This window comes from Sphingomonas paludis, from assembly GCF_053502515.1.
Window position 1 is genome coordinate 1083521 of record NZ_CP187558.1, and the last position, 14293, is coordinate 1097813.

The window sequence follows — 14293 nt, forward strand, 5'->3', positions numbered from 1 at the left end:
ATCAGAAGCGATAGCCGAGCCTGAACTGGACCCTGCGGGGCAGGGTCAGCAGGTTCGCTGCATTGGCCGCATTGGCGGGCAGCAGCGGATCGGTAACCTGGCCGGTGGCCGGATTGATGGTGTTGTTGAAAAAGCCGTCGAAGCCGCTGAAATTCTTGTTGTTGAACACGTTCAGCACATCGACCGCGATGTTGAAATTATCCTCGTTGCCAAAGATCGCGAAGTTCTTTGCCAGCGTCACGTTGACCTCGCAGAACGCGAAGACCCCGGCGATGCAGTTCTTTTCCGGATAGGCCGCCGTGAACTCGTTGAAGCCGACCGAGGCGCCGTTGGTGCCGTCGGTCACCTGATAGGCCTGACCCGAACCCAGCGTGGTCAGCGTCGAGAACTGGAAGCCCAGCGGCAGATCGACGATACCCGAAATGACGACGCGGTGGCGTTCGTCGCCGGGCGAGGGCCGCCAGCCATAGGCATCCGGCGTGATCTGATCCAGGCTGAACAGGTCGCCGCCATTCTTCTCGGCCTTGCCAAGCGTATAGGCGATGTTCAGGCCCCAGCCCGAGCTTTCGGTGTAGTTCTTGTCCAGCGTGAAGAACAGCGCCTTGTAGCGCGTGTCCAGCCCGTCAAAGCCGATCAGCACGTTGGAATATCCCGCCGCGCGGACGTCCGCCAGCACGTCGCCGTCGCAGCAGCCGCCAAGCCCGGCATTGTTCCGGGTGGCGAACAGGTTGGTATAGCCGTTGCGACCGCGCTGGTACGAACCGGTGATCGACGCCTCGAACACGCCAATCCGCTGACGCACGCCCAGCGAGAACTGGTCGTTGACGGGCGGGCGGGCATTGTTCTTGACCGCGAACAATTCGGGCAGGCCGGTTTCGGGGTTAGCGTTGACCAGAGCTTCCAGCCCGGCGCGGGTCAGATAGGCCGGATTCCACCGGATGGTCGGCTGCCCGTCGCGGTTCGCGCCGTCTGCGGAAAAGCGGAAACGGCCGATGGGGTTGATCGTCCGCGACAGTTCATCGACCGTGTTGTTGAAATTGTTGCGGTCGTAATAGCGGCCGGCACCGCCGAAGATCACCGTGCTGCGATCGCCCTTGATATCCCAGGAGAAACCGACGCGCGGCTGGATGGCGCCCGCGAAGGGTTTGCGGTCGTTGCCGTCGGTGATGTAATCCTCGGGATCGAAATAGAAGTTCGCGGGCACGGCACGCAGCGCGGCTGCCGCCGCTGCGGGCGTGCGATATTCGTTGTTGAATCCGTTGGTTTCGTAATCCCAGCGGACGCCCAGGTTCAGCTGCAACCGGTCCGTCAGGTCCCAGTCGTCCTGCACATACAGGCCGATCTGCGTGTTGGACGCATCGATCAGGCCGGACCCCAGGCCGAGCAGCGCTTCGGCCGGGAAGGCGAAGTTTAGGTTGTTGTTCGGTTCGCGGCGGAAGAAGTAGCGCGGCTGGATATAGGCCTGGTTGTCGAAGCTGATATCCGTCACCTCGACCCGCGCGCCGAACTTGATCGCGTGCCCGGACAGGCCGGTATAGGTGAAGTCGTTGCGGATATTATATCCCCGCTGCAATTCGCGCCGGGTCGAATCCTTGCCGCCGAACAGGATCACGCCCTGATAGTCGAACGACGGCAGGTCGGGATTGAGCGAGGTCGGGTTGAATTCATAGTTCAGATAGCTGGCGTTGAATTCATTGACGAAATTGTCGCCGTTATAGGTCCATTTGAACTGATAGCTGTCGACCAGATTGCGCTTGTTCTCCGCATATTCGAACGCGGTGTTGCCGCCGAATCCCTGGATGTCGCTTTCCTGGCGACGGCTGAACGACAGGTCGAAGATCTGCCGGTCGTCCGGGGTCAGGGTCAGCTTGCCGAAATAGAAATCGCTGCGGAACGGGCTGACGAACGCGCCTTCGAATTCGTCGATGCGGCGGCCCGAGAAGTTCTCGAACTCGGCGATCGCATCGGGCGCGCCCGTCGAATTGACGTTGAACGCGCGGTTCTGGTCATTCCCTTCATAGGCGGCAAAGAAGAACAGGCGGTCCTTGATGATCGGCCCGCCCAGCGACGCGCCATATTGCTTGCGCTCGAACTCCGGCTTTGCATTGCCCTGACGGCGGTCGATGAAGCTCGTCTCGGTCAGCGCGCGATCGGTATATTGGCCGAACACCTCGCCGTGGAATTCGTTGGTGCCGGATTTGGTGACGGCGGTGATGATCGCTGCGCCCGCCTGTTCATATTCGGCCTTGTAGTTCTGGGTGATGACGCGGAATTCCTGCACCGCCAGCTGGCCGAACGGGTTGCCCCGGCTGTTCTGCTGGCCGGCTACGCCGCCCTCGCGCACCTTGTTCTTCAGGCTCAGGCCGTCGATGAACACGTTGACCTGCGCGGCGGGCGATGCGCCCGACGAAAAGCTCTTGTCGGTTTCGCTGTCATTGTAGCGCACGCCGGGGGCCAGGGCGGCAAAGCTCAGGAAATTGCGGTCCGTCTGCGGCAGGACGCGGATCTGGTCCTGGCTGATGTTGGTCGCGATTTCGCTGGTGCGGGTTTCGCGCAGGCGCGTGCCGGTGACGACGATGTCCTCGCCCGTGGTCGGCTCTGCGCCCGCAACGACGGTTTCATCCGCAGCCGCGCCCAGCTGGGCATCGACGGTCGTTGCCTGGCCGACGCCGACGGCGATGACGCGCTCGAACGCCTCGCCATTCGGCCCGGTCACGGTGATGCGATAGGTGTCGGGACGCACGCCGTTCAGGATATAGGCGCCGCCGTCATTGGTGGTCGCGGTCTGTGCGCGGTTGGTGCCCGTGCTGACGATGCGGACGGTCGCCCCGGAAACCGGCGCGCCTGCGGCATCGGTCACGCTGCCGCGGATCGAGGCGGTGGTAGTCTGGGCCGCAACGGGGGCGACCAGGGTGAAACTGCCCGTCAGCGCGGTCGCGCTGGCCAGCATCAGTCGAATGACAGTCAGTTTACGCATTGGCTTTCTTCCCTGCTGATGTCCCCGTTTGCCGGGGTTGTTTTCACTTTGATTGGGGCTGGGTACTGGCCCTGATAATGAGGCTGGGGCTGCGAAGTTCCGCCTGCGCAACATCTTCTCCGGCCAGGATCGAGGACAGGCGGTTGATCGCCCGCGCGCCAAGGTCGGCAATGTCCACGGCCATGGTGGTGATCGCCGGGCTGACCAGCCGGGTCAGCGGGATATTGTCGAACCCGGCAACGGCGATATCACCCGGTACGTCCAGTCCGGCATCGCGCAACGCCATCATCGCGCCGATCGCCATCATGTCGTTGGCGGCGAACAGCGCATCGGCGTCAACCCGCTCCGACATCAAGGTCGCAACCGCCGCGCGGCCCGATTCCTCGTCGAAATTGCCGGGAATGATGATGGCAGCCAGACCCGCCGCCGCCATCGCCTCGCGGTAGCCGCCAGCGCGCTGCTCCGCCTCGATATTGCCGGCTGGTCCGGCGATGTGAACGATGTGGCGCCGTCCGGTCTGGATCAGGTGTTCGGTCATCGCGCGCCCGCCACCCCGATTGTCGATGCGCAGTTCCGCCCGGTTCTGGTGATTGTCCGGGCAGTTGAGCAGGACTGCGGGGACGCTGCCCGGCAGATGCGCGAACAGGACATCGGGATCGACATGCGGTGCCATGACGACCACCCCGTCCACGCGGCCCCGCATCGTGCGCAGCGCCTCGATCCCCAGTTGCGGATCGGCATGCATGTTGGACAGGAGCAGGTGCATGCCCCGCACCGATGCCTCGCGGTCCATGCCGCGCAGGATTTCGGAAAAGAACTCGCCGTGCAGATCGGGCAGGACGACCCCGATCGCACCGGTGCGCGACAGGCTGAGGTTCCGGGCGCCGGCATGGGGAATATAGCCCAGGCGCTTCGCCGCCGCCTCGACCTTGTCCTTCAGCTCGTCGCGGACATTGGGCAGCCGGTTCAGGACGCGCGACACCGAAGCGACGGAAACCCCCGCCTCTCGCGCCACATCCCTGATCGTTGCCTGAGCCATGCCGGTCGGTTCATCCTCGCGCGGCCATATCGGCCTTGTCATTTGTCGGTTGAGGGTTGCTCCCCTCTTGATGTAACCGGTTACAAGAAACTAGAACGCACTGCAAGCGTCGGCCGCAACTGACCAGTGCGCGGTCGGTCTCGCTTCGGTAACTCAGGGAGAAGACGATGACGCAGCCCATCCAGATCACTCGCCGGGCACTGATGATCGGTGCAGGCGCGGTTGCGGCCTGGGCAGCGTCGCCCGCGCGTGCGCTGATGCAACAGGCCAGCGACGCGGCGCTGCCGCCAGCGGTCGAGGCGCTGCTGCAGCAGATGAGCGTGGAGGAAAAGGCGGGTCAGCTGACCCTCATGGCCGCCGCCTGGGCGGGCAGCGCGGCCAATGCGCTGAACCCGACCCAGGGCGGCGCCAATTACCAGCAGCAGCTGGACGAGGTGCGGCGCGGCCGGATCGGCGGCGTATTCAACGGCAACGGTGCGGAAATGGCCCGCCAGATGCAGCAGGCGGCGGTGCGCGAATCGCGGCTGAAGGTGCCGCTGATCTTTGCCGCCGACGTCATTCACGGGTTTCGCACCGTATTCCCGATGCCGCTGGCCGAGGCGGGGAGTTTCGATCCCGATCTGGCCGAACGGACGGCGCGGGTGGCCGCTGTCGAGGCAACGGCCGCCGGCATCGACTGGAACTTCGCGCCGATGGTCGATGTCGCGCGCGACCAGCGCTGGGGCCGGGGTGTCGAAGGCGCGGGCGAGGACGTGCTGCTCGGCCGGATCATGGCCGAGGCACGGGTGCGCGGCTTTCAGGGCCGCAGGGGCCTGACGGCAGAGGATGCGATGGCCGCCTGTGCCAAGCATTTCGCTGCCTATGGCGCGGCGGAGGGTGGCCTCGACTACAACACGGTCGACGTGTCCGAACGGACGCTGCGCGAGGTTTATTTCCCGCCGTTCCGGGCCGCGTTCGATGCCGATGCAGCGACCGTGATGGCGGCGTTCAACGAACTGTCGGGCGTTCCCGCGACCGCCAACCGCTGGCTGCTGACCGACGTGCTGCGCCAGGAATGGCGCTTCGACGGGCTGGTGGTGTCCGATTACACCGGCGATTTCGAACTGATCGACCATGGCTTTGCCGCCGACGAGCGGGAAGCGGCCAAGCTCGCCTTCCTGGCCGGGGTCGATATGTCGATGCAGTCGGGATTCTATATCAAGCACCTGCCCGGACTGGTCGAGGCAGGGGAAGTGCCGATGGCGCGACTGGACCAGGCGGCGCGCCGGGTGCTGGCACTCAAGGTCAAGCTGGGCCTGTTCGACGATCCGTTCCGCCGGATCGATCCGCGCCGCGAACGGACGCGGGTGCGCACGCGGGCGCATCTGCAATTGGCGCGAGAGGCGGCGCGCCGGTCCATCGTCCTGTTGAAGAACGACGGCGACCTGCTGCCGCTGCCGCGCTCGGGCAAGCGGATCGCGCTGATCGGCCCGTTCGTTCAGGGGCAGCGCGAGCTGATCGGCCCGTGGAATGTCTATGGATCGGATGCGGATGCCGTCGACCTGCTGACGGGCGTTCGCGATCTGGTCCGCGATCCGGCGCTGGTGACGGCGGTGGACGGATCGGGGATCGAGGAAGCTCTGCCCGGCAGGATCGAGGCGGCGGTCGCGGCGGCGCAGGCGGCGGACATCGTCGTGCTGGCGGTCGGCGAAAGCCAGGGCATGTCGGGCGAAGCGCAGTCGCGGACCGACATCGGCATCCCCGCGCCGCAACTGGCGCTGGCCGAAGCGGTGGCGGCGACCGGCAAGCCGATGATCGTGCTGCTTCGCCATGGCCGTGGCCTGGTGCTGGAGGGGGCGGTGCGGGATGCGCCAGCGATCCTCGCTACCTGGTTCCTGGGATCCATGTCCGGCCCGGCGACAGCCGACATCCTGTTCGGCGTGGAAGGGCCATCGGCACGCCTGCCGGTCAGCTTTCCCCATGCGACCGGGCAGCAGCCCTATCATTATGCGCACAAGAATACCGGCCGGCCCAATCCGCCCGGTCCGCGCCAGCCCTACAAGGCGCATTACCGCGAGGCGCCCAATGCCGCGCTGTATCCGTTCGGTCACGGCCTGACCTATGGCCGGATCGCCTATTCGGCGCTGGAGGGGGCTGGGGGGACGCTCAGTGCCGGGGGGGAGCTGACAGTTGCCGCGACTGTCACCAATTCGGGCAACCGTGATGCGGTGGAGGTCGTGCAACTCTATGTCCAGGATGTCGCCGCCAGCATCACCCGCCCGGTACGCGAGCTGAAGGCGTTCCGCCGCGTGACGTTGAAACCCGGCCAGAGCCAGCGCATCACCTTTACGCTGAAGCGCAGCGACCTGACCTTTATCGGCCAGGATATGCAACCGACGGTGGAGCCGGGCCGGTTCCGGCTGTGGATCGCGCCATCGGCTCAGGCAGAGGGGGTTGCGGGCGAGTTCATGCTGGCCTGACGCGGCCGCAACGGGTTCATCGCCATCGCCAGCGCACCGCCGGCGATGGCGATGGCCGGACCCAGTGTCATGACCCAGAAAATCGCCGCCTGTGCCTGCATGTCCGGCGTGCCGCCGCGATAGCCCCAGGCGGAATAGGCCGCGCCCAGCAGCGCGGCGGCCAGGCCCAGGCCGATTTTCTGCACCAGCATGAACACGCTGAACGCCGTCGCCTCCACCCGGTGGCCGGTGCGCGCCGCGCCATGATCCACCGCGTCGGGCAGCATGGCCCAAGCGGTCAGGTGAAACCCGCTGAGCGCCGCCTGCATCGCGCCCAGGAACAACAGCGCGCCGACGATGCCCGGCGCGATCGGCCACAGGATGAACAGCCCGGTTGCCGCCATCGCCAGTCCGGCCGCCATCAGCCAGCCGAACCGCGCGCCCTGGCGGATGGCCACCGCGGTCCACAGCGGCACGACGGCGGTGCCGACAATGCCCATCATCGCCATCGCCTGCTGGCCCCAGTCCGGTGCCGCCAGCGTGTGCGTGAAAAAATAAAGCACGGAATGGCCGATGATCGCGCCCGCCGCCGTCGCCCCAAGCGCGGCGATGTTCAACGTGACGAACGCGCGACTGGCGATCAGGGTCGCCACGTCGCGTCGCACGGATCGCCGGTCCGGGCCTGGTTCCAACGGCAGTTGTTCCGGCACGCCTGCACTGATGCCCAGCAGCAGCGCGGTCGCCAGCACCGCCAGGACCATGGCCGTCCCGGCATAGCCGCCGGTCAGGCCGGGCATGGCATAGGCGACCGTCACTGCGCCCGCCGCGCCGAACGCCATGCGCGCCCCCGCCATCAGCGTCCGGTCGGCACTCGCGCCACTGACCCGCAGCGACCAGGCCGAATAGGGCAGGTTGGTGCAGGCATAGAGCAACCGAAAGATCAGGTGCAGGATCAGGACCAGCGGCGTCCCGCCCGATCCCGGATCCACGAACAACAGGATGAACGAAGCACCCATCGGCACTGCGCCGATGGCGACGATCCGCCGGTACCGCATCCGCCACCGGTCCGCCGCGATGCCGATCATCAGATCGGCAACACCGTCCATCACCGCGCCCGCAAGCATGACCATGCCTGCAGTCGCCGGATTCAGTCCCAGCCGGTCGGTATAGAAGAACAGCAGGTACAGGCTCAGCGCCTGCCAATACAGGTTGAACCCGTAATCGCCCGCACCGAACAGGATCGACCGGGCGGGATGGCGGCTGGGCGGGGCGGTCATCGGCCCTGTCTAGCGCAGGCGCGGCCCGACGAAAGTCCCCGCCGCCCCCGTCAGTAATCGCGCGAGTAGCGAAGGTTGACGCTCGACCCGCCGAAACTGCCCGTCTGCGACAGGACCGACAGTGCCCGGGTCAGTGCGACCTCCAGCTGGGTGGCGGTGAACCCGCGCGCATCGGTGATGATCTCGATATAGATGTCGTCGGTCAGATATTGCCCGGCGGCCAGCGCCGTCCCGCGACCGGCGGTGTCGTCCGCGCCCAGGATGCGCAGCCGGTCGATGCCGCCGGCCTGGCGCAGTTCGCCCAGCGGATTGAGCCCGCCGCCCGATCCGCGCAGCGAATTGAGCGCAGCGGCCAGCTGGATGGCCTGGATCGCCGACAGGTTGGTGACGGACCGGCCGAACAGGATGCGCGCCAGCACCTCGTCCTGCGCAAGGGCGGGCGTGGAGGTGAACGCCACCTGCGGCCGCTGGGCGGTGCCGGTCACGTTGATCGTCGCCGTCACCCCCTCGGTCGTCGTCGATGCCGAAATGGCGATATTGGGGTTGGTCAGGTCGTTGCCTTCATAGGTGATTCGCCCGTCCGTCAGGTCGAACCGCCGCCCGGCAAAGCTATAGGTGCCCCGGATCGCCTCGATATCCCCGCTGATCCGCGGGTTGGCCGAACTGCCGCGAACGCGCAGGTCCGCCTCCCATTCGCTTTCCAGGCCCATGCCCGACACGAACAGCCGGTTGTCCGCCCGGACGCGCAGGTCCAGCCGGAACAGCCCGGCGGTGGGGGCGGGGGCCGATCCGCGCGGGGCATTGGCTGCCTCCAGCGCGGCGCCGCGCCGCCGCACGCCGGTCAGCTCGGGCACTTCCGCGCTGCCCTGCCGGATGATCTGGTATCGCGCCTCGGGAATGCGGATATCCCCCTGGATCAACCCGCCATCGGCCCCGTTGGTCACGCGAATCTCGCCCGTCGCGGTCGCGCCGATCATGTCGCTGCGCGCCAGCCGGGCGTTGTTCAGATTGGCCCGGACATCGACCGGAAAGCCGCTGTTCGCCGCCAGCCCGACAAAGCCCTGCGCCGTGACTGTCCCGTCCCCGGCGGTCGCGCGCAGTTCCTGCAGCTCGAACCGGTCGTTGGTAAAGCGCCCGGTCATCCGCATCGCCGACAAGCGCGTGCCATAGGTTTCGTTTTCATAGACCAGGTTGTTGGCCCGGACGACGCCGGTGATGCGCGGCGCGCCCAGCGTCCCGGAAAAATCGGCGGCCAGGCCGATCGGGCCGATCAGCTGCTGGTCGGCAATTCCGCCCAGCGACCACAACACCTCTGCCGGGCCATTATAGCGGATGCCGCCCGCCAGCGGTGCCGCGGCAGTCAGCCCGGTGCGCGCCTGCACCCGGCCGATTGTTGCGCCGCCACGCTGAACGATGGCGCGGACGTCCGCCTGGCCCCCGGTCAGGCCGATGATCGACTGGATGTCGACCGGGGTGGACACGGTCGCCAGGCTGGACCGGGTGAAATCGTCGATCGACAGTCGGGCCGTTCCCGTCGGCGCGGTTGCTCCGGCCCCCTGGGCGACCGAGAAACTCCCGCTCGCGGTGCCATCGATCCCGATGCCCGGGACCAGCGCATTGACCAGTTGCAGGTCGAGCCGGTCGAGCCGGCCGTCCAGCGCATACCCATCGCCATATCGGCCAGCAATCTGGGCCGCACCCCGATCGAATTCGATCCGCGTGGGCCGCAGGCGATAGGAGTCGCCAACGTCGATCCGCGCGGGCTGGGCGGTGCGGAACGCGATGCCGTTCCCCTTGCCCCGCAATGCGACGGTCCACAGGCTGGGCGTCAGATCGGCATTGGCGGCCAGTTCGAACGGCACGCCCGTCGTGCCGCTGGCCAGCGCCTGCACCTTGCCCCGGCCGCCGCGATAATCGCCGCGCGCCCGCGCCCGCGTGACGACGAATTCGCCCTGCCGGAAATTGGCAACCTGCGCATCGAAGGTGACGGCGGGGGCATCGTCATAGAGGACGACCCGGCCCGTCGCGATGGCTCGGCCGATGGTCAGCCCCAGGTCGCCCGGAATGGCGGCGTTGGTCGCGCTGGCGTTGACTGCTGCCGTCTGGAAACGGCCCTCCGCGCCCAGATCGGCCCGGCCGCGCACGCCCGAGCCCGCAAAGTCCAGCGCCCCGGTGAACGGCCCCGCATTGGTCGCCGCGACCTGGCCATTGAAGGTGATGCCCGCAAACACGCTGTCGCGGATCGTCGCGGTCAGCCTGGGGGCGGTGTTCAGCAGGACATTGGCATTGAACGGGCCGTAATCGGTCCCGCCGGTCGCGACGATGGCATAGGCATCGCCATTGCCCCGGATCCTTGCCTCCAGATTGGCCAGCCCGATCCCGACGCCGGGACGCGGTGCGCGCACCAGCACGACCGGCTGGGCGACGCTGCCCGTCACGCGAGCGGACAGCGGGCCATATTGCGTCGATACCGCATCCGCCTCGACCAGCAGCGGCCCGGCAAAATCATAGCTGCCCCGACCCCGCGTAATGCGGAATTGTGGCGCGGAAAGGCGCAGATTGTCGAAGCGGACGATGTTGTCCGGCGTCAATGCCACGTCGACGGCGGCGGTCGCATTGCCGCCCAGGAAATTGGCGATGCCCTCGTTGAACAGCCGCTTGGTCTGCGTCACCACCCGACCGCGAATGCCGTATCCGCCGCCTGGCGCGGTATAGAGGTCAGCATTGGTCTGGATGTCGAAAATGCCGAAGGACGCCAGTTCGTAATTGTTCACCCGCCCCTGCAGCGCGCCGGTATAGCGGCCGGTCGCCATGTCGGCGGCGATGATCGCGGTGGCGTTCACCCGGTCGGACCGGATGCGCAGATTGTCCGACAGGAACTGCGTGCCGTTGATCGCGATGTCGCCGTTCAGTGCGACATTGGTGACCAGCCCGCCGACCGCCGCGTTCAGTCCCGCAATCCGCGCCGCGCGGGCATTGACCGGCACCAGGATGCGGTCCGCATCCACCGTCGCGCGTCCCTCGGCATAAAGCCGCTCCACGACCGTCTCGCCAAAGCCGATCGCGGCGGCGGCCAGCTTGTAGTCGACCGTCGGCGTGGCGAAGGGGCCGTTCAACGCCAGATCGAGGCGCACCGCATTGCCGTTCAGATTGTCCGCGATCGCGCCGGGGGTCAGCAACTGTCCCTGCGCCCTGAACCCGTCGAACCGGCTGCGACCCAGGTCGAGCAGTCCCTCGGTCGCCAGCGCCAACGCGTCCGAGCGCAGCCGAAGCTGGGTGTCCAGCCGCCGCTCGCCCAGCAGCCGGGCATCAAGCGCGACCTGAAGCCGGGGCGCGGTCAGCCGTTCCACCGGTCCTTCCAGATACAGGCCGGGCCGGGCGGCGCCGCGCACGCGGAACAAGCCGTTCACGGCATTCAGGTTCAGATTGGCGACCGGCTGGCCGTTCAGCGTGCCTGCCAGCCGGCCCTGCCAGCGGCTCCAGCCGCCCGCGCCGTCCAGGCTGGCGACCAGCGGCCCCTGCAATCCCGCCATCGATCCGATCAGGCCGTTCGCCGGGGCATTCAGCTTCAGGTCGATGTCGAGCTTGTCATCATCGGGCACCGCATCAAGCACCAGCGCCACCCGGTCGCCGCCCGCGACACCCGGCCCGGCCAGCGTCGCACCGTTCGCGCGCAGCTGAGCCCGGCGGTCCGCGATATGCGCCTCGCCCGCAATCCGCGCCAGATAGCGCCGTCCTGCGACGGCCGGGGCCAGGTCGATCCGGTCGATGGCCAGCCGGTTCACGTCGATGTCGAGGTCGGGCAGCAGCGGCGCGTTCGGGTCGCTCTCCACCGCATTCAGTTCCGGCAGCCGCGCCACGCTGACCAGCGGGCTCGTCAGGCTGCGAACGTCAACATGATTGGAGGCAAAGGCAAAGGGACGCCAATCGACGCGCAGTTCGGGCGACCGGGCGAATACACCCTTGGGGTCGCTGACGCGCACATCGCGCAGCACCATCGCGCCATAGATCGACCCGTCGATCCGCCCCACCTTGACGTTCAGGCCCGACGCCAGCGTATAGCCGCCGATCCGGTCCGCCAGGAACGACCGGCCCGGCCCGGTATTGATGCCGATCAGCACCAGCCCCAGCAGCACGACGAGTCCGAGCAGCGCGAACAGGATGGCGCGCGCGACCCGCTGCCACAGCGGGCGGCGGACGATCACCGTTTCGGCCGGTTCCGGCACGCTCGCCATCAAAAGGCCTGTCCGATGGAGATATAGAGCGCGATCAGCGATTCGCCCTCCCGCCGGTTGATCGGCGTGGCGATGTCGACGCGCATCGGCCCGAAATTGGTGTAGAAGCGCCCGCCGATCCCGGCCCCGAAGCGCAGGTCGCTGCCCTTTGGCAGGGTGCTGTCATACACCTGGCCCGCGTCGATGAACGGCACGATACCGAAATTGCCGAAGCGGTAGCGCGCCTCCAGCGCGAACTCGTTCAGGCTGCGGCCGCCCAGCGGACGAAAGATCGTCGGCGAATCCTCTTCCTCGGGATCGGTCGGGTCGAAATCCGGGTTAGGCTCGATCGTGCGCGGACCCAGCTCCTGAAACCCGAAGCCGCGAACCGATCCGCCGCCGCCGGCATAATAGCGGCGCGACGGGGCCAGATCGTCCCGGCCGATGCCCGCAATCGACCCCGCGCGCGCGCGGCCGGCGATCACCAGATCGTCGCTGATCGGGAAATAGCCCGTCACCTCGACCATGGACCGCAGATAGGGCCGGGCCGACCCTTGCACCGACCCTTCCGGGCTCAGGTTCAGCTTGACCCGGAATCCGCGCGTCGGGTTCAACAGGTCGTCGGACGCGTCATAGCCCAGGAACAGCGGGATCGCGGCGATGCCATAGGTGCGCCGGACGCGTTCGTTCAGATCGAAATCGAACACGTCCTCGTTGGTGCCGATCACTTCGGCCCCGAAATAATAGGTCCATTTCTTTTGCCAGATCGGCGTCGAATCATAGCTGATCCGCGCGGACAGCGTGCCGGTGAACGCTTCGAACGCATCATAGTCCGACCGGTTGGCGATGGCCGCCAGACTGAACGTCCGGTCGCGGCGTCCGGCATTGGACCGGCGGAAGGTGACGCCAGCGCCCTGTTCCTGCGTGCCCGCGACGGCGCTGGCGATCAGCGCACCTTCGGGCGGGAACAGGTTGCGATGGGTCCAGGTGCCCTCCACCCGGATGCCTTGGCCGGTGCCATAGCCTGCCTCTGCCGCCAGGGTGCGGGCCGGACCCGCATTCTGGCGCACCAGCAGATTGACCTGTTCCGTCCCGTCCGGTCCGGGCGTGCCCGTCCGCTGCGGCTCGACGGACACGGTGGAGAACAGGCCGGTCGCGATCAGCGCATCGCGCAGGTCATCGACGCGGCGGACGTCGTACAGTTCGCCCGGCTCGAACCGGGGAAACACCGCCAGATGATCCGCGTCGAACGCCAGTTCGCCCTCGGTCGTCAGCGTGCCGAATGACGATCGTGGCCCGGTGTCGACCGGCAGGGTATAGGCCCCGGTAAAGTCGCGCTCGTCCAGCAGCACGTCGCGCTGGCCGACCGCGACGAACGGGTAGCCGCGCCGGGGCAGCTCAAGCGCCACATTCGCCTCGGCCCCCTGGATCCGCTCCGCCTCGATGGGATCGCCGACCTTCAGCGGCAGGACGTCGTCGATCAGGCCCGGCGGGACCGTGGGTTCGGCGCGCACCGTGATCGACCCCAACCGATATTGCTCGCCGGGCGTCACCGAAATCGTGGCGCGCAGATTGCCGGAATTGGCCGGATTCTGTTCGACCGTGGAAATGGCGGTGGCGTCGTAATAGCCGAGCGACCGCATCAGGCGGACAGCCAACTGCTCGTCCTCCTTCGCTCGGGCCGAAACCATCGTTGCGTTGGCGGCCTTGCCATCGCCTTCTTCCAGCGCCGACACCGCTTCGAACCGGTCTTCCAGGCCGAGCGTATCCAGCCCCTCCAGCCGGGTCGTGTAGCGAATTTCAACGGTGCGCGGGTCGTTGATATCCGCGACCTCGGCGGGCGGGTTTACATCAAACCCGCTCAGGGGCGGCAGCGGTTCGGCCAGTAGCGGTTCGGCGGGCAGCGGAACGGGCGCCAGCGCAGGATCGGTCGATGCCAACCCTTCGGCCGGGGGCGAAGCTGCCGGTGCAGCCGGTGCGGCCGTCTGCGGCGATGCGAAGTCCGCCATCGGCTCCAGCGGCGCGTCCAGATCGTCGGACAGAGCGGGCAGCGCCGCCTGAAAATCCGCATCCGGGACAATGGGTTCCTGTGTTGGATTGTCAGCGTTTTCCGGTGGGGACGGGTCGGCCGGTGGCGGCGGCACCATCTGCTGTGCCGACACCGCGTTGCTCATCACCATGCCGCCCAGCAACAATGCAAGTCGAAAGGGTCGTATCCCGCCTGTCACTGGTCCCCGCTGTCCCCCAAAGGCAGCGGCGGTTGCGCCAGCCTGCCATCATCCTCCCGCGTGAACGATCCAGTCCGGATTCGGCTCCGGGGTACGCCAAAAAATATCAGGATAATCAGG

At 67.1% G+C, this 14293-nt stretch carries 6 protein-coding genes; 1 reads left to right on the top strand and 5 read right to left on the bottom strand.

Annotation, left to right across the window (positions count from 1 at the left end):
• Position 1 precedes the first annotated feature (1 nt).
• Together ACPVPU_RS05240 and ACPVPU_RS05245 are read right to left on the bottom strand one after the other, a co-directional pair.
• Positions 2-2977 (bottom strand): carboxypeptidase regulatory-like domain-containing protein, encoded by a 2976-nt coding sequence (locus ACPVPU_RS05240; RefSeq protein WP_448659915.1) that lies wholly within the window; start codon positions 2975-2977, stop codon positions 2-4.
• Between the two features lie 43 nt (positions 2978-3020).
• Entirely contained in the window at positions 3021-4058 is a 1038-nt protein-coding gene (locus ACPVPU_RS05245; protein ID WP_448659916.1) for a LacI family DNA-binding transcriptional regulator, read from the bottom strand.
• A 125-nt stretch (positions 4059-4183) separates the two neighbouring features.
• Here ACPVPU_RS05245 and ACPVPU_RS05250 point away from each other — a divergent pair, with 125 nt between their 5' ends.
• Positions 4184-6475, top strand: a complete 2292-nt coding sequence (locus ACPVPU_RS05250) for a glycoside hydrolase family 3 N-terminal domain-containing protein (protein ID WP_448659917.1) — start codon at positions 4184-4186, stop codon at positions 6473-6475.
• On the opposite strand, the gene ACPVPU_RS05255 is transcribed toward ACPVPU_RS05250, so the two are convergent.
• The 3 genes from ACPVPU_RS05255 to ACPVPU_RS05265 are packed head-to-tail and all read right to left on the bottom strand — an operon-like array spanning position 6436 to position 14119.
• On the bottom strand, positions 6436-7731 hold the full coding sequence (locus ACPVPU_RS05255) for an MFS transporter (protein WP_448659918.1): 1296 nt from the start codon (positions 7729-7731) through the stop codon (positions 6436-6438). The two genes, ACPVPU_RS05250 and ACPVPU_RS05255, sit on opposite strands and share 40 nt — an antisense overlap.
• Before the next feature lie 50 nt (positions 7732-7781).
• Complete coding sequence (locus ACPVPU_RS05260) at positions 7782-11966, bottom strand: translocation/assembly module TamB domain-containing protein (protein ID WP_448659919.1); 4185 nt, start codon at positions 11964-11966, stop codon at positions 7782-7784.
• Positions 11966-14119: an autotransporter assembly complex protein TamA gene (locus ACPVPU_RS05265; protein ID WP_448659920.1), complete on the bottom strand. Its 2154-nt coding sequence runs from the start codon at positions 14117-14119 to the stop codon at positions 11966-11968. The genes ACPVPU_RS05260 and ACPVPU_RS05265 overlap by 1 nt, the downstream gene beginning before the upstream one ends.
• Positions 14120-14293 lie beyond the last annotated feature (174 nt).

Excerpts from the sequence above, each read along its gene's own strand:
- ACPVPU_RS05240 (WP_448659915.1), bottom strand. The coding sequence starts at position 2,977 with ATGCGTAAACTGACTGTCATTCGACTGATGCTGGCCAGCGCGACCGCG.
- ACPVPU_RS05245 (WP_448659916.1), bottom strand. The coding sequence starts at position 4,058 with ATGACAAGGCCGATATGGCCGCGCGAGGATGAACCGACCGGCATGGCT.
- ACPVPU_RS05250 (WP_448659917.1), top strand. The coding sequence starts at position 4,184 with ATGACGCAGCCCATCCAGATCACTCGCCGGGCACTGATGATCGGTGCA.
- ACPVPU_RS05255 (WP_448659918.1), bottom strand. The coding sequence starts at position 7,731 with ATGACCGCCCCGCCCAGCCGCCATCCCGCCCGGTCGATCCTGTTCGGT.
- ACPVPU_RS05260 (WP_448659919.1), bottom strand. The coding sequence starts at position 11,966 with ATGGCGAGCGTGCCGGAACCGGCCGAAACGGTGATCGTCCGCCGCCCG.
- ACPVPU_RS05265 (WP_448659920.1), bottom strand. The coding sequence starts at position 14,119 with ATGAGCAACGCGGTGTCGGCACAGCAGATGGTGCCGCCGCCACCGGCC.